This is a genomic window from Nonomuraea sp. NPDC001831 (assembly GCF_042892035.1).
Lineage (GTDB): Bacteria > Actinomycetota > Actinomycetes > Streptosporangiales > Streptosporangiaceae > Nonomuraea.
Genome location: NZ_JBIATU010000003.1, coordinates 673,787 through 689,442, shown reverse-complemented (window position 1 = coordinate 689,442; position 15,656 = coordinate 673,787). Strand labels below are relative to the sequence as shown.

At 72.1% G+C, this 15,656-nt stretch carries 14 protein-coding genes; 8 read left to right on the top strand and 6 right to left on the bottom strand.

Annotated elements, in window-relative coordinates; all coding sequences use genetic code 11:
• Positions 1–23 precede the first annotated feature (23 nt).
• Positions 24–2,918, bottom strand: coding sequence for a M36 family metallopeptidase (locus ACFYYW_RS13895; protein ID WP_387648387.1), 2,895 nt, complete (start codon positions 2,916–2,918; stop codon positions 24–26).
• Positions 2,919–3,089: 171 nt separating this feature from the next.
• On the opposite strand from ACFYYW_RS13895, the gene ACFYYW_RS13890 reads away from it, so the two are divergent.
• From ACFYYW_RS13890 to ACFYYW_RS13880, 3 genes are read left to right on the top strand one after another with little or no spacing between them, the layout of a single operon-like run.
• Complete coding sequence (locus tag ACFYYW_RS13890; protein WP_352327824.1) at positions 3,090–3,836, top strand: SDR family oxidoreductase; 747 nt, start codon at positions 3,090–3,092, stop codon at positions 3,834–3,836.
• 34 nt (positions 3,837–3,870) lie between these two features.
• Entirely contained in the window at positions 3,871–4,218 is a 348-nt protein-coding gene (locus tag ACFYYW_RS13885) for an ArsR/SmtB family transcription factor (protein WP_387648384.1), read from the top strand.
• A complete protein-coding gene (locus tag ACFYYW_RS13880; RefSeq protein ID WP_387648381.1) occupies positions 4,211–4,681 on the top strand; it encodes an SRPBCC family protein in 471 nt (156 codons plus the stop codon). The genes ACFYYW_RS13885 and ACFYYW_RS13880 overlap by 8 nt, the downstream gene beginning before the upstream one ends.
• Before the next feature lie 4 nt (positions 4,682–4,685).
• On the opposite strand, the gene ACFYYW_RS13875 is transcribed toward ACFYYW_RS13880, so the two are convergent.
• Entirely contained in the window at positions 4,686–6,044 is a 1,359-nt protein-coding gene (locus tag ACFYYW_RS13875) for a hypothetical protein (protein WP_387648379.1), read from the bottom strand.
• An 81-nt stretch (positions 6,045–6,125) separates the two neighbouring features.
• Positions 6,126–6,866: a lytic polysaccharide monooxygenase gene (locus ACFYYW_RS13870; protein ID WP_352327828.1), complete on the bottom strand. Its 741-nt coding sequence runs from the start codon at positions 6,864–6,866 to the stop codon at positions 6,126–6,128.
• 665 nt (positions 6,867–7,531) lie between these two features.
• Between ACFYYW_RS13870 and ACFYYW_RS13865 the strand changes: the two genes are divergently transcribed.
• From ACFYYW_RS13865 to ACFYYW_RS13845, 5 genes are all read left to right on the top strand, one after another.
• The gene (locus tag ACFYYW_RS13865) at positions 7,532–8,671 is read left to right on the top strand and encodes a helix-turn-helix domain-containing protein (RefSeq protein WP_387648376.1); all 1,140 of its coding nucleotides are present in this window, start codon (positions 7,532–7,534) and stop codon (positions 8,669–8,671) included.
• 12 nt (positions 8,672–8,683) lie between these two features.
• On the top strand, positions 8,684–9,259 hold the full coding sequence (locus ACFYYW_RS13860) for an HD family hydrolase (RefSeq protein ID WP_387648373.1): 576 nt from the start codon (positions 8,684–8,686) through the stop codon (positions 9,257–9,259).
• 274 nt (positions 9,260–9,533) lie between these two features.
• On the top strand, positions 9,534–10,538 hold the full coding sequence (locus tag ACFYYW_RS13855) for a TerC/Alx family metal homeostasis membrane protein (protein ID WP_387648370.1): 1,005 nt from the start codon (positions 9,534–9,536) through the stop codon (positions 10,536–10,538).
• A 101-nt stretch (positions 10,539–10,639) separates the two neighbouring features.
• On the top strand, positions 10,640–11,356 hold the full coding sequence (locus tag ACFYYW_RS13850) for a GNAT family N-acetyltransferase (protein ID WP_387648367.1): 717 nt from the start codon (positions 10,640–10,642) through the stop codon (positions 11,354–11,356).
• Positions 11,353–12,300 (top strand): lysophospholipid acyltransferase family protein, encoded by a 948-nt coding sequence (locus tag ACFYYW_RS13845; RefSeq protein ID WP_387648364.1) that lies wholly within the window; start codon positions 11,353–11,355, stop codon positions 12,298–12,300. The genes ACFYYW_RS13850 and ACFYYW_RS13845 overlap by 4 nt, the downstream gene beginning before the upstream one ends.
• Here ACFYYW_RS13845 and ACFYYW_RS13840 read toward each other — a convergent pair.
• From ACFYYW_RS13840 to ACFYYW_RS13830, 3 genes are read right to left on the bottom strand one after another with little or no spacing between them, the layout of a single operon-like run.
• Complete coding sequence (locus tag ACFYYW_RS13840) at positions 12,261–13,145, bottom strand: carbohydrate ABC transporter permease (protein ID WP_387648362.1); 885 nt, start codon at positions 13,143–13,145, stop codon at positions 12,261–12,263. The two genes, ACFYYW_RS13845 and ACFYYW_RS13840, sit on opposite strands and share 40 nt — an antisense overlap.
• Before the next feature lies 1 nt (position 13,146).
• Positions 13,147–14,070, bottom strand: coding sequence for a carbohydrate ABC transporter permease (locus ACFYYW_RS13835; RefSeq protein ID WP_387648359.1), 924 nt, complete (start codon positions 14,068–14,070; stop codon positions 13,147–13,149).
• On the bottom strand, positions 14,067–15,419 hold the full coding sequence (locus ACFYYW_RS13830; protein WP_352328308.1) for an extracellular solute-binding protein: 1,353 nt from the start codon (positions 15,417–15,419) through the stop codon (positions 14,067–14,069). The genes ACFYYW_RS13835 and ACFYYW_RS13830 overlap by 4 nt, the downstream gene beginning before the upstream one ends.
• Between the last annotated feature and the right edge of the window lie 237 nt (positions 15,420–15,656).

Here is a 15,656-nt window from a genome sequence, read left to right as displayed (position 1 = left end):
CGGTCGGCCGGCCCGCCGCCGGGTCAGTGGGCGTACGCCTGGAACTCCGCCGCCCGCACCTGCTCGCGCGCCGGGCTCGCGGTGGCGCAGTCGGTCGCGGAGCCGGGGTCGGCGTCCTGCTCGCCCGCGTAGCGCGGGTTGCCGGTGCACTGGCTGCTGACCACCCGCAACATCAGGTGGGTGGCGCTGGTCGGCGGCACCCGGAAGGAGCGCACCAGCAGGTCCGCGCCGCGCGGCCGGGGCAGCGTGGCGTCGAACGCGTCCGCCGGGCTGGTGTAGACCTTCCTGAAGCTCGCCGGGTCGGCGCAGTTCGCGGCGCAGGCCAGCACCTCGAACGCGCGCAGCGCCGAGAACCTGTTCTGCCCGCCCGGGTCGGCGGCGTCGCCGACGTCGGGCCGGAGCATCGCGCTCACCTGGACCCTGCGCACCGTGACCGGTCGGTCGCCCGCCAGGTCCACGACGACCGACCGGCCGGCCGGCGCGCCGGTGCGCGAGGCCCAGTTCGTGGCCTCGGTGTCGTCGATCAGCCGGGCCTGGTTGACGCCGTCGCCGGCGGCCGTCGCGCCCGCCGCGGCCGAGGCGAGGTTGCGCGGCAGCGGCAGCGGGAGCGGCAGCCTGGCCCCGGCCACCACCGGGAACGTCAGCCGCGCGTGCCCGAACCCGGCGCCCGCCACCACGAACCGGTACGTGCCCGGCGTCATCTCGACGGTGTCGCCCAGCGGCGTGGCCGGATCGGTGTCGGCGACCGGCACCGCGCGGCCCTCGTAGTCGCCCACGTACAGCCGCAGGGCCGCGTCCCTGGCCTCGCCGAGCGGCTTGAGCTGCAGGGAGCCGTTGCGGCCGGCCGGGTCGACGAAGCTCGGCGTCGGGTCGGGGTCGTTCGGGCCGTTGCTGGCCGCGCCCTTGCCCAGGCCGTGCTCGGCGAACGCCCGCCACAGGATGTCCTGGTTCGCGCCGTCGAAGCGGATGGCGTCGGCGGCCAGGATCGCGTCCCGGTGGTCGACGTAGCTGACCGCGCCGGAGGCCATCAGCAGCAGGGCGTCGTAGGAGAGCTGCGCCCACCGCCGGTTGCCCGGGCACCTGTCCACCGCCACCTTGCCGTCGGCGCAGTCGCGCTGCCGGGCCGGCGTGCCCTTGCCGTACCGCCTGACGAACGCCGCGCGGACGTCGAACTGGGTGGCGGTCCAGATCTCGCCGTCCGCGTGCACCTGCGCGCCGACCAGGTCGTAGGCGATGTCGCTGTAGTTCAGCGGCGACCTGGACATGTCGTAGTTGCGGATGCCGCGCGTCCGGTCGCCCGTGACGTACGGGCCGATCACGTACGGGGTCGCGCCGGAGGAGCGGAAGCCGTACTCGTCGAGGTACTCCATGGCGAACAGGTCGGAGGTGCTCTCGTTCATGGCGCCCGCCTGCGCGCCGCTCCAGCCGGCGTTCGGGCCGCCGATCATGCGGCCGGAGATGGCGTGGCTGTACTCGTGGCCGATGACCGACATGTCATAGTCGCCGTCCACGCAGGGGGAGTAGAACGAGCCGGCGATCGGCTGCCACAGGTACATGTTGGTGATCGGGGCGAGGCCGTCGGGGCCGGTGATCTGGTTGGCGTTGTCGCGCACCGACGCCACGCGCGCGCCCGCCTGGGCGTTGCCCAGCTCGGGGTCGTTGCCGAGCCCGCCGCGGTCGCCGTTGTCCACCTGCATGTTCCAGGCCGACTCGGTGAAGCCGAGCCGGTAGGACCAGTCGTGCATGCGGTTGTGCATGGCGTTGAGGTTGGCGATGGCGGCCTCCAGGTCCGCCTCGCCCGGCTGGTCGAACGTCGCCGGGTCGCACTTGGCCCGGTTCCAGGTGTTGCGCCACGGGTAGACGTAGTTGCGGCTGGGGGAGGGCGCGTTCGCGCGGGTGCCGACGGTGAACGGGTCGCCGCTCGCGCGGTTCTCGTACGTCCGGGCGGCGTTGCCCGCGCTGGTGTGGGTCGGCGCGCCGGTGGCGTGGTCCACGTCCCAGGCGCGGCCGGTCGCCGGGTCGCCGCCGGTGGCGAGGTCGCAGCCGGGCCCGGCCGCCTGGCACCAGGTTCGCCGGGTGTCGGTGGCGGAGTAGTCGCCGGGCGGGTTGACCGGGAAGGCCGCCCAGCGCGGGTTCTCCGGGTCGAAGTGGTCGACCAGGTTCTCGCGGGTGAGGATGGCGCCGCTGACCGCGTCCACGTGGGTGGTGTACGCCGCCGCCTCGCCCTGCCCGCCGCCGATCAGCACCACCTGGTACGCGCTGTGCACGCCGTCGGGCGCGGGCACGGCCACCTTCGTGACCTGCTTGGTCGTCGCCGTGGCCAGGTCCACGCCGCCGTCGCGGGCCGCGATCTCCAGGGCCCGCGCCTCGCTGATCGCGGCGGCGGGGGGCGCGGCCTGCCCGCGGGCGAGCGAGGAGGTCACGTGGCGCACCTTCCCCCGCACGACGCCGACCGCGACGAGCCCGTCCACCCCGGCCGGCAGCCCGCCGAACCGCTGGCGCAGGAGCACGACGTGACCGGCGCCGAGGGGGTTGACCGCGACCTTCTCCAGCCCGGCGACCTCCTCCGCCGACAGGCCGAATAGCGGCTCGTTGGCGGCCAGGTAGGCGCGGGCGGCCCGTTCGGGGTCCTCGCCCAGGCCCTCGGCGAGCGGCGCGGCGCCGGTGACGACGGCGGGGGTGCCGAGAGCGTTCCAGCGGATCTCCGCGCCGGCGGCCCGCGCGCCGAGCCCGGCGGGCGGCGGGACGCGGCCCTGCCGGTTGTCCAGGTCCGGTCTGCCGTGCTGCTCGGCCTGGAAGTCGTGGACGATCGGGGCCTGCCCGCCGGGTTCGCCCCGGGCGGCGCCGGTCAGGGGCAGGGCAGTGGCGGTGACCGCGAGGGCGATCACGGCGCTGCGTAACCAGGGTCTGGTGGACACGGTTCCTCCTGGGCGCGAAAGACGCGCGGTTGACGCCCGTCCCGCCAGAGGTAACACCGTCCCGGGGTCCTGACAAGATCGGATCGATCCTCCAGGACTGTCCAGTTCTTGACATCACCGCGTATTCAACCTGTAGGTTGATAAACCAATGGGTTGAACAAGGAGGAAGAGATGCTTCTCCGAGAAAAGGTCGCGGTGGTCTACGGCGGTGGCGGCTCGATCGGCGGCGCGGTGGCCCGCGCCTTCGCCCGCGAGGGCGCCCGCGTCTTCCTGGCCGGCCGCACCCGGGCCCCGCTCGACGAGGTCGCCGACGACATCCGCGCGGCCGGCGGCACGGCGGAGACCGCCCTCGTGGACGCGCTGGACGAGCAGGCCGTCGACGCGTTCACCGGCTCGGTGGCCGCCCGCGCGGGCCGCATCGACGTCTCGTTCAACGCCGTCTCCGTCCAGGACGTGCAGCGCCCGCTGGCCGAGATCTCCGTCGAGGACTTCCTGCGGCCGATCCAGGTCGCCGCGCGCACCCAGTTCCTCACCATCAGGGCCGCCGTGCGGCACATGGCCGGTTCGGGGGTCGTCCTGCTGTTCGGCGGCGGCGGGCCGCAGACGCAGCCGGGGCTGGGCGGGTTCAAGGTGTCGCTGGACACCATGGAGGGCATCCGCCGCCAGTGGGCCTGCGAGGCCGGGGCGCAGGGCGTGCGCGTGGTCACCCTGATCACCGGCGGCGTGCCGGAGAGCATCCCCGACTCGTTCCCCGGCAAGGCCGCGCTGGAGGCGGAGCTGCGCGCGCCCACCCTGCTCGGCCGGCTCGCCACCCTCGCCGACGTGGGCGACGTGGCGGCGTTCGTCGCCTCCGACCGGGCCCGGACCATGACGTCGGCGACCGTGAACGTCTCCTGCGGCGCGATCGTGGACCATTAGGGTCGGGACCGCCCAGGAAGGAACGTACGCACCGATGCCCGACGACCAGCTCAGCCTCACCTTCGCCGCCCTGGCCGACCCCACCCGGCGGGCCATCCTCGCCCGGCTGGCCGACGGCGAGGCGACGGTCAACGAGCTGGCCGAGCCCTTCGAGATGAGCCTGCAGGCCGTGTCCAAGCACCTGAAGGTGCTGGAGCGGGCCGGGCTGATCAGCCGCGGACGCGACGCCCAGTGGCGGCCGTGCCGCCTGGAGACGGAGCCCCTGGACGGCGCCTCCGCGTGGATCGACCGCTACCGCGAACGCTGGACCGGCAGCTTCGACCGGCTCGACCAGGAGATCAGCAGGCTCCGGCACAGCGAGGAAGGACGTGACCATGGGTGAGACCGAATTCGTCATCGAACCCGGCCGCCAGGACATCATCATGATCCGGGCCTTCGACGCCCCCAGGGACGTGGTGTTCCGGGCGGTGACCGACCCGGCGCTGATCCCGCGCTGGTGGGGCCCCCACTGGCTGGACACCCGGGTGGACGCCATGGAGGTCGCGCCGGGCGGCCGGTGGCGCTTCGTCAACACCGACGCCCGCGGCCGGGAGTACGCCTTCGGCGGCGTCTACCACGCGGTCGTGCCGCCGGAGCGGTACGTGCGCACGTGGGAGTTCGAGGGCACGCCGGGCGAGGTGGCCCTGGAGACCGTGCGGCTGGAGGAGGCCGGCGGCCGTACCCGGTACGTGGCCCGGTCGGTGCACCCGTCCGTCGAGGCGCGTGACGCCATCGTCCGAGCCGACGGCCCCAAGGGCGGCGCCCAGTCCATGGACCGCCTCGCCGAGCTGCTGAAAGCGCGCTGACGCCCTACTGCGGGCAGGCCAGGCGGCAGCCGCCGAAGCGGGCCTCGTCCGGCTCCGGGAAGCGGGACCTCGGCGCCCCGCCCAGCGCCTCGGCCATCGAGGCCCGCCAGATCGGGCCGGGGACGGTGGTGCCGTCCACGCTGTCGTAGCGGCGTCCGCCGACGGTCAGGCCGGTGAGCGTGGGCCGATCGGGCCCGGCGGTGGGCGGGCGCCGCTGGGACCCGTCGGGGAACGTGCGGGGCTCGGACTCGTCGGGGAACCCGAGGCTGACGGCGGCGGCCAGGTCGGGGGTGTAACCGGCGTACCAGGCCGACCGGAAGTCGGGGATCCTGCCCGCCAGGCCCGCCGCGTCGCGGCCGAGCCCGCCGGTCCGCAGCAGGCCGGTCACCGCGTCGGCGACGGCCGCGTCCAGAACCTGCTCGCACCGGGGGACGAGGGCGTGCAGCACCTTGCCGGAGCCGTCGCGGACCTCCTTGACCGCCCTCGGCGCGCAGCGCAGGCCGTGGGCGGCCAGCGTGGCGTAGGTGGCGGCGACGGTGACGGTGTCCGCCTCGTTGACGCCGAGCGTGAACGTCTCGTACTCCTGCAACGGTGTCCCGTCGCGGCGGGCGAGGCCGAGCCGCTGCGCCGTGCGCACGGTCCGGCAGAGGCCGACCCGCTCCTCCAGCCGCAAGAAGAACGGGTTCGGCACGGCGCGGGCGGCCGAGCGCAGGGTGGTGAACGCGCCGCCGTCGTCGCCGCCGGGGCCGGTGATCGTGTGGGCGGGGTCGCCGACGTTCTCGCCTCTGCAGTTGGTGAAGGAGGCGTAGCCGGGGGCCTGGAAGGAGCGGGCGCGGGGGAAGCCGTCGTCGTAGCGGAAGCCGCCCGACAGCGCCGCGGCCAGCGTGTACGCCATCGCCGTGGAGCCCTGGGGCAGGGCGTGCGCGCCCTCGCCGCGGCTGGCCGCCAGTGCCCTGATCTCGCCGCTGCCCGGCGCCACCATGGCCTCGACGGCGACCGGCGTGTCCCCGGGGCGCACCCGCGCCTCGACGGCTCGCTGCGCCGCCCGCTGCGCCCGAGGGTCGAGGGTGGTCGCCACGACCAGGCCGCCCCGGGTGAGCAGCCGCGGATCGATCGCGGTCAGCTCGTCGTGCACCCGGCGGCAGAAGGCGGGGTGGCGGCTGGCCGCGCAGTCGGCGGCGAGCTTCTCGACGACCTGGCCGCCGCCGTCGGTGATCACGCTGTCGCGCACCACCAGCGGGGCGACGGCCAATCGCTGCCTGGCCGGAGGCTGCTCGGCCGTCGCGGACAGCAGCAGGACGACTCCCCAGACGGCCGCCGCCACCCCGGCGACGACGCCAAGGGCGAGGAGAAGTCGCTTCATCGGCGTCCTTCCGGAAGGGGGGTGCGGCCGGCCCGTCCATCATGGCCGACCGCACCGCCCCCGCGCACCGGAGCTAGACGATCACACCCGTTGCCACAGGGCGGGCACGTTCGGCGGCTCCCAGCCGGGCAGCGCCGTGTGCGGCTGGAGGCAGCGGTAGGTGACGTTGTTGTAGACCACCTGGTCACCCGACTTGTACGCGGTGCCCGCCGTCCAGTTGCCGGTCGGGCCCTGGGTCGGGGTCACCGTGGGGGTCGGGGTGGGCGTGGGGGTCGGCGTCGGGGTGGCGGTGGGGGTCGGCGTCGGTCCGCCGGGGCCCACCTGCAGGTCGACGCAGTTGTAGAAGGCGTTCTCGGTGTCGGCGATGTTCCAGATGGCCAGCAGCTTGATACGCCCGGTCCGGCCGCCCAGGCTCACCGAGTGGGTCACCGTGGAGCCCGGTTGCCTGCCGTGGTCGTCGAAGACCGCGATCCGGGTGCCGCCGACGTAGTACTCCCACGTGCTGGTGGCGTGCCGGGCCTCGATGAGCCACTTGAAGTTGACCGTGTCGCCGACGGACGCGGCGGGCCAGGCCTTGCTGTCGTCGTCCAGCGGGGCCCACCGGGGGTCACCGCCGCTGCAGTTGCGCAGGCCCTTGGGCCCCTCGACGCTCTGCGGCTCCCAGATGATCTGGCCGCAGTTCTTGACCTTGCCGGCCGCGCAGTTGGCCTGGCGGCTGGGCGGGTCGGAGATGTAACCGTGCGCCGAGGCCGGCGGGGAGAGGGCGACGACGGTGGCGACGGAGACCGCCGCCATGGCTAAGAAGGTCCATACTCTGCGCATGTCACCGTTCCTTCATGCTGGGGGATGCTCCCAAATATAAAGGAAAGTTTCCTAACGGTAAATGGCCCAGTCAGCGCTTTTCCGCCCGCCAGTCAGACTGGTGTGATGCTGCCAGCCCCGTGAAGTGCGCGCCACGCCCGGCCTATCGGGCTCGTCCGGCCAGCAACTCTGTCCAGATCGCCGCAGTTGCCCGGATCGAGCGAAGAGAGGTCTCGTGCACTTCGGGCTTGCCCTTGAGCCGGACGGTTCGCCGCAGGAACGCCTGCCCGCCGCCTTCGCACAGTTCGTACACCGTGGCCCGGCAGGAGCAGGTCCAGGCCACCGGACGCGTCCGTACGAGCGTCCGGTACGGCTTGTGCCATCGCAGCCGAGTATGACCGTGCTGAGCGGTGGGAACGTGGGGGCTCAGGCACTTGTCAGACGGGAACACCGTGCACCACGTGCTGTGGACGGCGTTGCGCCGTCTGCCGGTCTTCTGCACCATCGGTGCCTCCGACGGCCTTCGTCCCGAGTGATGATTCCATTGATCCACCTGAATGAGTCGGTCACGCCAGCCCCTGCGAGCTACGCTGGATCGGCTTGTCGTGCTGGTGGCAACGCTATGAACAGCGCGGACGTCGCAGAACTGACCGGAAGTACGAGTACGGACGGCGGTGGCTCCTGTCATGACCTCCCATGGTGCGGGAACCCTGACAGCCGGTCGGGGTAACGCCGGGCACGGCCGGGAAGGCCGGATCTCCGGCAATGTGCTCAAGGTCATCCGTGAGTCCACCGGGACGACCCAGGAACGGTTCGCCGAGCGTCTCGGTCTGGACGTCACGACGATTCAGGGGTGGGAATCCGGGCGCCGCCCGCTGATGGCGATCTCCACAGGGACGTATCTGTCGTTGCGGCACTGGCTTCTACGCCTCGGCACCCAGTCGCGTCTGCTCTTCCAGCTGGACATGGCTCTTGAGGCGGATCGGTTCATCGGCTACGTGCTCGGCACCGACCCCGGAAATACCGGGACCGAAGACCATCCGCTGGCGTCATGGGTGATCACGCGTCCGTTCACCGACCTCCTGGCGTGGCCGTTCACCAAGACGACGCCGTCCGGCCTGGGGGGAGCCGCGCGGGGAACCGCCCGCCGGGGGCCCGTGGCCACCTCGCCTTCGCTTCTGCCCGACGAACGCGCGCACTTCTTCGAGCACCTGAAGGTCGTGGCCGAGCGTGCCGACACGAGCCGGGCGGACGGCATGTTGCTGCGCCGCCAGGCCCACTATGTCGCCGGCTTCGACGACACCGCGGACACGGCGGACTGGCTCACAACGATGCAACGCGCCGGAGAACGTCGGATGAGCCGGGCGGCCGGGTGGACGCCGTCATGGGCCGTTGTCCGGTCCGGCGCCCATTCGCTGGCCAGACTCGGCGACCGTGAGGGTTTGCAGCACTTCATCCGCGTCCATCTGGCCGACGAGGTCTGCGAGGTGGCCAATCTCAACTACTGGGCCTACTGGCTCGGGGAGGTGGGCGAACCCCAGCCGGCGGACACGTTCATGATCGAGCTGAGACCGGATGCGTGGCGCGGGACCGAGCTTCTCCGGCATCTGACCGGCAAGCTGAACTCCGCCAATCCCTACCTCGACGTGGTGGCCCACACGCTGTGGGCACTGGTCATGCTGCGCCCCTCGACAGTGGACGGCCAGACCGTGGACGCCCTCAGGGACGCGGCTGTCCGCATCCTGGACGAGGCCATCGCGTCAGCCCAGTCCCAGCGCGAACTGGAGGCGGTCATCTACGCTCTGCGCATGATCCACCGAGGGTGAGAAGGGACTTCCATGGCGGAGGAACTGGCGAGGTTGACGGGCCTGCTGTACGAGATCGGACTGCTCAAGCGCTACAAGCGCACCGGCTGGCTGGTCGCGGGGGTGCGCGATCCTGAGAGCATCGCCGATCACTCCTTCCGGACAGCGGTCATCGCGAGTGTGATCACGGCTCTGGAGGGCGGCAACCCCGAGCGCGCGGCGTTCATGAGCCTCTTGCACGACACCCAGGAGACCCGTGTCACCGACATCCCCTACGTCGGTAAGCGCTACTTGACGGCGGCGCAGAACGAGGAGGTCACCGCCGACCAGGTACGAGGTCTCCCGGAGCCGGTGGCGGAGATGCTGGCCGGCGCGGTCGGTGAGTACGAGGGGAAGGCCAGCCTCGAGGCCGTCTGCGCTCGTGACGCCGACAAGCTCGAATGCCTGATGCAGGCCGTCGAGTACCGCGAGCAGGGGCACCAGAACGTCCAGCCGTGGATCGACAGCTCGCTCGCCGCGCTACGGACGGCGTCCGCGAAGCGCCTCGCGGACGAGGTGCTCAGCACGGGATCGCTGGACTGGATGACGCGCGTCCTCAACGGAGACTGAGTCGCCCGGCGCTCGCCGAACTGCGGCGCGTGATTCGTCGCGAGCAGGTGAAGACCATGCCTCGGCCCTGCGCTCTCGCAGCCGACGCAGACGGGGCCGCCCAACAGGTGGTGACATGTCGTGACTTAGCCTAGGCTGAGGGTGCCGAGGGGAGTACTTCGCAAGCGCCGGCCCGGTCAGTACGGACGTCCCAGACGTCCCCGGGCGGCCGCCCGCGCGATCGGCGCACGGGCGAAGGAGACCTCGAACGATGACGCGCGTTCGAGGAGGACCCATGCCCCCGGGCACATTGCAGGCTGCCCCCGCCCTGACCACCATCGCCACGCCCACCCTCTGGCTGGTCGCGATCGCCGGGCTCGTGCTGCTGCTGGCGCTGGATCTTCTGCTGACCAGGCGCCCGCACGAGGTCCGCATGCGCGAGGCGGCCGGCTGGTCGGTGTTCTACCTGGTGCTGCCGGTGATCTTCGGCTGCTACCTGTGGGCGGACCACGGCGGCGGCGTCGCCGTGGAGTTCTTCACCGGGTTCGTGGTGGAGAAGTCCTTGTCGGTGGACAACCTGTTCGTGTTCATGTTGCTGCTGGCCGCCTTCGCCGTCCCGCCCGCGCTGGCCCGGCAGGTCCTGCTGTACGGGATCGTCGGCGCGCTCGTCCTGCGCGGCGTCTTCATCTGGCTCGGCGCCGCCGCCCTGCAGAGCGGCACGTGGGCGTTCCTGCTGTTCGGCGCGATCCTCATCGTCACCGCCGGGAAGATCCTCAAGGACGTGCTCGGCGGCCACGAGCAGCAGGTGGACATCTCCTCCATGCGCAGCGTCCGGCTGGTGCGCCGGTTCGTGCCGGTCACCGACGACTACCGCGGCTCCCGGCTGGCCGTGCGCGAAGGCGGGCGGCTGGCGCTGACGCCGCTGGCCCTGGCCGCCGTCGCCGTCCTCGGCACGGACATCGTCTTCGCCGTGGACTCCGTGCCGGCCGTGTACGGCGTGACCGAGGACCCGTTCCTGGTCTTCGCCACCAACGCCTTCGCGCTGATGGGCCTGCGGGCGCTGTACTTCGTGCTGCAGGGCGTCCTGACCAAGCTGCGCCACCTCAACCACGGGCTGAGCGTCATCCTGGCCTTCATCGGGGTCAAGCTCGTCCTGCACTGGGCGCACGGCGTCTGGGACTGGATGCCGCAGATCCCGACGCTCGCCTCGCTCGGCGTGATCGTCGCCGTCCTGACCACGGTCACCCTGACCAGCCTGTACGCCAACCGCCGCGACCGCGAGAAGGAGGCCGCGAGCTAGTTCACCGCTCCGACGCCTGGGTGCCCCCGACGAGAGAGCCCGCCGTCATGTCGGCATGACGACATGGTCGCGAGACGCTTTCAGGGAAGGACCCCGCGCCCATGACGATCTCTCTTGACACGAGCCGGTACACGGTCGGCATGGCCACGAGCCCCGCCGACCTCCAGGCGGCCCAGCGGCTGCGGTACGAGGTCTTCGCCGAGGAGATGGGGGCGCGGCTCGACAGCCCGGTCTCCGGCCTCGACGTGGACCGGTTCGACGCCTACTGCGACCACCTCCTGGTGCGGGAGGGGCGGCGGGTGGTGGGGACGTACCGGCTGCTGCCGCCGGGGCGGTCCGACCGGCTCTACTCCGACGGCGAGTTCGACCTGCGCGCCCTGGCCCCCATCCGCAACGACCTCGTCGAAGCAGGACGTACCACCGTGCACCCGGACCACCGGGACGGCGCGGTGGTCGCGCTGATGTGGGCCGGGATCGCCCGGTACATGGTGAGCGGCGGCCACCGGTGGCTGGCCGGCTGCTGCTCGGTGCCGCTCGACGACGGCGGCGCGCTGGCGGCCGGGGTGGCCGGGCGGGTGCCGCTCGGCCCCGAGGAGCACCGGGTCACGCCGTACGTGCCCTGGGCGGACGGCGGCGCGCCGCGCTCCGACCGGTTCGTGCCGCCCGCGCTGCTCCGCGGCTACCTGCGGCTGGGCGCGTGGGTGTGCGGGCCGCCCGCGCACGACCGGGACTTCGGCACGGCCGACTTCTTCGTGCTGCTCTCGATGGCCCAGGTGAACACCCGCTACCTGCGTCACTTCCTGGGCGGGACGCCGTGACCGGCCCGTGGCTGCGTACGGGCCCGTGCACGCCGGACATGTGCGTGGGTGCGGCGGTCGTCGCGGCGGGGGCGGCCCGCCGGGCGCTGCGGCTGCTCGCGGCGGCCGTGGTGGTGCTGGCCGGGGTGCCGGTGGCGCTGTCCCTCCGCCACGCCGGCCCGGCCGTGCGGGCGCGCGTCACCGGAACGTGGGCCCGGCTGCTGCTGCGTGCCCTGGGCATCCGTCTGGACCTCGTCGCCGAGGAGGCGGCGGAGGCGACCCGGCCGCCGGATGCGGCCGGGGTGGGGGTCGGGGCCGCGGGTTCGGGGGGACGTCGGGAGGCCGGGGAGCTGGTCGTGGCCAATCACGTGTCGTGGCTGGACCCGCTGGTCATCGCGGCCGCCGTGCCCTCGCGCCCGCTGGCCAAGCGGGAGATCGCCGCCTGGCCGGCCGTCCGCACGCTGGCCGCGGGCTCGGGCGCGCTGTTCATCGACAGGGAACGCCTGTCCGCGCTGCCGTCGGCGGTCGCCGCCGTGGCCGCGGCGCTGAGAGCGGGCGACTCCGTCGTGGCCTTCCCCGAGGGCACCACGTGGTGCGGGCTCGGCATGGGCGACTTCCGGCCGGCGGTGTTCCAGGCGGCGATCGACGCGGGCGCCGCCGTACGGCCCGCCGCGCTGCGCTACCGCGAGGACGGCCGGCCCTCGACCCGCGCCTGCTACGTGGGCGAGGACTCGCTGCTCGCCTCGGTGCTGCGGGTGGCCGCGACCCGGCGGCTGGCCGTCGAGGTGCGCCTGCTGGCGCCCCTGCGCGCCGCGCCGCCGGCCGGTCGGCCGCGGGCGCGCGCCGCCCTGGCCGGGACCGCCGAGGCCCTGGTGCGCGCCGCGGCGGACGGCCCTCCCCGGCAGGAGCGGGGGAGGGCCGTCGCTCACTTGCCGAAGCCCGCCGTCAGCCCGCTGAGCAGCTGACGGCGGCCCACCACGTAGAGGATCAGGATGGGCAGCGTGGTCAGGACGACCGAGGCCAGCACGGCGGGCACGTTCACGCTGTACTGGCCCTGGAACGTCCACAACGCCAGCGGCAGCGTGCGCTTGTCCGGGCTCTGGGTCAGGATCAGCGGCAGCAGGAAGCCGTTCCAGATCGTCAGCGCGTTGTAGATCGTCACCGTCACCACGGCCGGGCGGGTCAGCGGGAAGGTCAGCCGCCAGAGCATGCCCCAGTCGGTGGCGCCGTCCAGCCGCATCGACTCGAACAGCTCCTTGGGCACGTCCCTGATGAAGTTGGACAGCACCAGCACCGACAGCGGGATCGCGAACGCGATGGAGGGCAGGATCATGCCCAGCAGCGAGTCGTACAGGTGCAGCCGGATGATGATCAGGTAGATCGGGATGATCGTGGCCTGGAGCGGGATCGCCAGCCCCATGAGGAACAGCGAGTTCACCCCGCGCAGGAACCGCCCGCCGCCGCGCACGATCGCGTACGCCGCCATGAACGACACCCCGACGGCCGGGATCACCGCGCCGAGGGTGACGAGGAGGCTGTTGAGGAAGTACAGCGCGAAGTCCGACTCCAGCACCAGCTTGTAGGCCCCCAGCGTCGGCTCCGCCGGCGGCGCCAGCGGGTTGGAGGCGTAGTAGGAGCTCTGCTCCTTGAAGCTGGTGATGACGATCCAGTAGATCGGGACCACCACGATCGCCAGCCAGATCCACCCGGCCACCCCGGCCACCCAGTTGCGGCGGGCGGCGGCCGGCCCGCCCGCCCGCCGGGACGCCTCGGCGGCCCGCCGCGCCGGTTTCGTCAGCGTGGTCGCCATGTCAGGCCCCTTCCAGCTGGCTCGCCGCGGCGTCGCGGCCGCCCAGGCGGCGCAGCAGCAGCGCCAGCGCCAGGCCCACGAGGACGAGGATGACCGCGATCGCGCTGGCCGGGCCCATCAGGTTGGCCTGGAACCCCCGCTTGTACATGTCCAGGGCGAGCACCCGGGTGGCGTCGCCGGGACCGCCGGCGGTCAGCACGAAGATCAGGTCGAAGAACGTCAGCGACCCGACCACCATCAGCGTGGAGGACGTGATGATCGTGTACTTGAGCTGCGGCAGCGTGATGCTGAAGAACGTGCGCACCCGGCCCGCGCCGTCGAGCTGGGCGGCCTCGTACATCGAGCGCGGGATCTGCCGCACGCCGCCCTGGTAGATCAGCGAGTGGAACGGGATGAACTGCCACGACACCACGAAGATCACCACGCTGAAGGCGAGGACGGGCTCGCCCAGCCAGTCCTGGGCCAGCAGGTCGAGGCCGAGCCCGGCGCCGAGCCCGAAGTTCGGGTCGAGCAGCGCCTTGTAGGTGATGGCGATGGCGGCCGAGCTGAGCAGCAGCGGGATGAAGTAGAACACCGACAGCACGGCCCGGTAGCGCTGCTGACCGGCCAGGAACACCCCGAGCAGGATGCTGGCCGGCGTCTGCACCGCCCAGGACGCGGCCATCACGAGGAACGTCACCCACAGCGCGTGCGGCAGCCCGGGATCGGCGAGCACGGCCTGCCAGCTCGACAGGCCGGCGAAGCCGATGTCGCCGAGCCCGTCCCAGGAGGTGAAGCTGAGGACGAGGACCCCTACCAGCGGGATCACGCCGAAGGCGACGAAGAGCAGCAACGCCGGGACGGCCAGCCAGGCGAGGGAGCCGCGGCCCCCTCGCCCGGCCGTCGTCGGCGCCCGCCGCCCGGCGGGGATCGGGATCACGCTCACTTGCCGATGACCGCGTTCATGTTCGTCTGGAACTGCTGCGGCGAGATGGACAGCTGGAACAGCTTGGCGATGTTGTCCAGCAGCACCTCGGCGGCGGTCGGGCTGAGCGCCTGGTCCCACGACTGGGCGAAGGTCTTGGCGTTGCTGGCGATGCCGTAGACGAACTTCAGGAACTCGGCGTCGGGGGAGGAGGCGAAGGCGGCGTCGGCGCCCTTGACGATCGGGACGGCCCCCGTGTCCGCCCACTCCTTGACCTCGGTCTGGTCGAGCACGCCGCTGGTGAAGAACTTCTTGGCGATCTCCTTCTGCTCGGGCGTGGCCTTGGCGGAGATCGACAGGTACTGGCCGGGGTTGCCGACGGTGTTGCTCGGGTCGCCCTTGCCGCCGTCCACGGGCGGGAAGTTCATGTAGCCGAGGTGGCCGCCGGGGACGAAGTCGCCGCCGTCGTTCTTCATGCCGCCGTACGTCCAGCCGCCGTGCAGCATCATCGCGGCCTTGCCGGTGTAGAGCAGCGCCTGGTCGGCGTTGGAGTCGGCGGTGATGGAGGAGAAGCCCTTGATGAAGCCGTTCGCCTTGATCAGGTCCTGCATCTTGGTCAGGGCGTCGAGGGCGGCGGGGTGCGACCAGGCGTCCTTCTGGCCCTCGAACACCGCCTGGAACACCTCGGGGCCGCCGATCCGGTCGAACAGGAACTCCAGCCACATCATGTTGGTCCAGCGCGACTGCCCGCCGAGCGAGAACGGCGCGATGCCCTTGGCGTTGATCTTGGGCACGATGTCCATGATCTCGCCCCAGGTCGTCGGCGGCTGCACGCCGACCTTCTCCAGGACCTCCTTGTTGTAGTACAGGACGATCGGCTGCACGGTCTCGCACGGCATCGCGTAGATCTTGCCGTCCACGGTGGCCGCGCCGAAGGAGGAGGGGAACAGCCGGTCCTTGACGGCGGCGTTCTCGGAGAACCAGGACGTGAGGTCCTCGACCTGGCCCGCCTGCACGTAGCTGCGCAGGGTGCCGCCGCCCCAGCCCCAGATCAGCGTGGGGGCCTGGCCGGCGCCGATGGCCGTCTTGATCTTGGTCTTGTAGGCGTCGTTCTGGAACGCCGTGCCCTCGATCTGGGTGGTGGGGTTCGCCTTGTTGAAGCGCTCGATCGCCCGGCGGCGCACGCCTTCCTGCGGCTCGACCGACAGGTACCAGTAGGTGGCCTTGGCGCCGCCGCCGCCACCGCCGGTCGGGCCGCCGCCACCCGCGCGGGTGGGGCCCGACGTGCCGCAGGCGGCGAGCGCGGCTCCCAGGGGCAGCCCCATCGAGAGGCTGAGGAAGGTGCGGCGAGAGGTTGTCCTGGTCTCCACGCTGATCTCCGTACTCGAATGCCGTGGCCTGGCCGCGGCTCGGTTGTCCTTGGGACGCGTTGGCCGGCGGTCGGATCGGCAAACCCCCCAATGCCGCTCGTCCGCTCGCCGTTGAGTGAACTAGTCGAAACATTTGCGACATGACCGCGCGGCACGTCAATCTAGATTTCGACCATTACCCTGTCAAGACCCTGTCCCGGAAACCGGATCTGGGCGCCGGCCGGGCCTGTGTAGTAA

Excerpts from the sequence above, each read along its gene's own strand:
- ACFYYW_RS13890 (WP_352327824.1), top strand. The coding sequence starts at position 3,090 with ATGCTTCTCCGAGAAAAGGTCGCGGTGGTCTACGGCGGTGGCGGCTCG.
- ACFYYW_RS13885 (WP_387648384.1), top strand. The coding sequence starts at position 3,871 with ATGCCCGACGACCAGCTCAGCCTCACCTTCGCCGCCCTGGCCGACCCC.
- ACFYYW_RS13880 (WP_387648381.1), top strand. The coding sequence starts at position 4,211 with ATGGGTGAGACCGAATTCGTCATCGAACCCGGCCGCCAGGACATCATC.
- ACFYYW_RS13875 (WP_387648379.1), bottom strand. The coding sequence starts at position 6,044 with ATGAAGCGACTTCTCCTCGCCCTTGGCGTCGTCGCCGGGGTGGCGGCG.
- ACFYYW_RS13870 (WP_352327828.1), bottom strand. The coding sequence starts at position 6,866 with ATGCGCAGAGTATGGACCTTCTTAGCCATGGCGGCGGTCTCCGTCGCC.
- ACFYYW_RS13865 (WP_387648376.1), top strand. The coding sequence starts at position 7,532 with ATGACCTCCCATGGTGCGGGAACCCTGACAGCCGGTCGGGGTAACGCC.
- ACFYYW_RS13860 (WP_387648373.1), top strand. The coding sequence starts at position 8,684 with ATGGCGGAGGAACTGGCGAGGTTGACGGGCCTGCTGTACGAGATCGGA.
- ACFYYW_RS13855 (WP_387648370.1), top strand. The coding sequence starts at position 9,534 with ATGCCCCCGGGCACATTGCAGGCTGCCCCCGCCCTGACCACCATCGCC.
- ACFYYW_RS13850 (WP_387648367.1), top strand. The coding sequence starts at position 10,640 with ATGACGATCTCTCTTGACACGAGCCGGTACACGGTCGGCATGGCCACG.
- ACFYYW_RS13840 (WP_387648362.1), bottom strand. The coding sequence starts at position 13,145 with ATGGCGACCACGCTGACGAAACCGGCGCGGCGGGCCGCCGAGGCGTCC.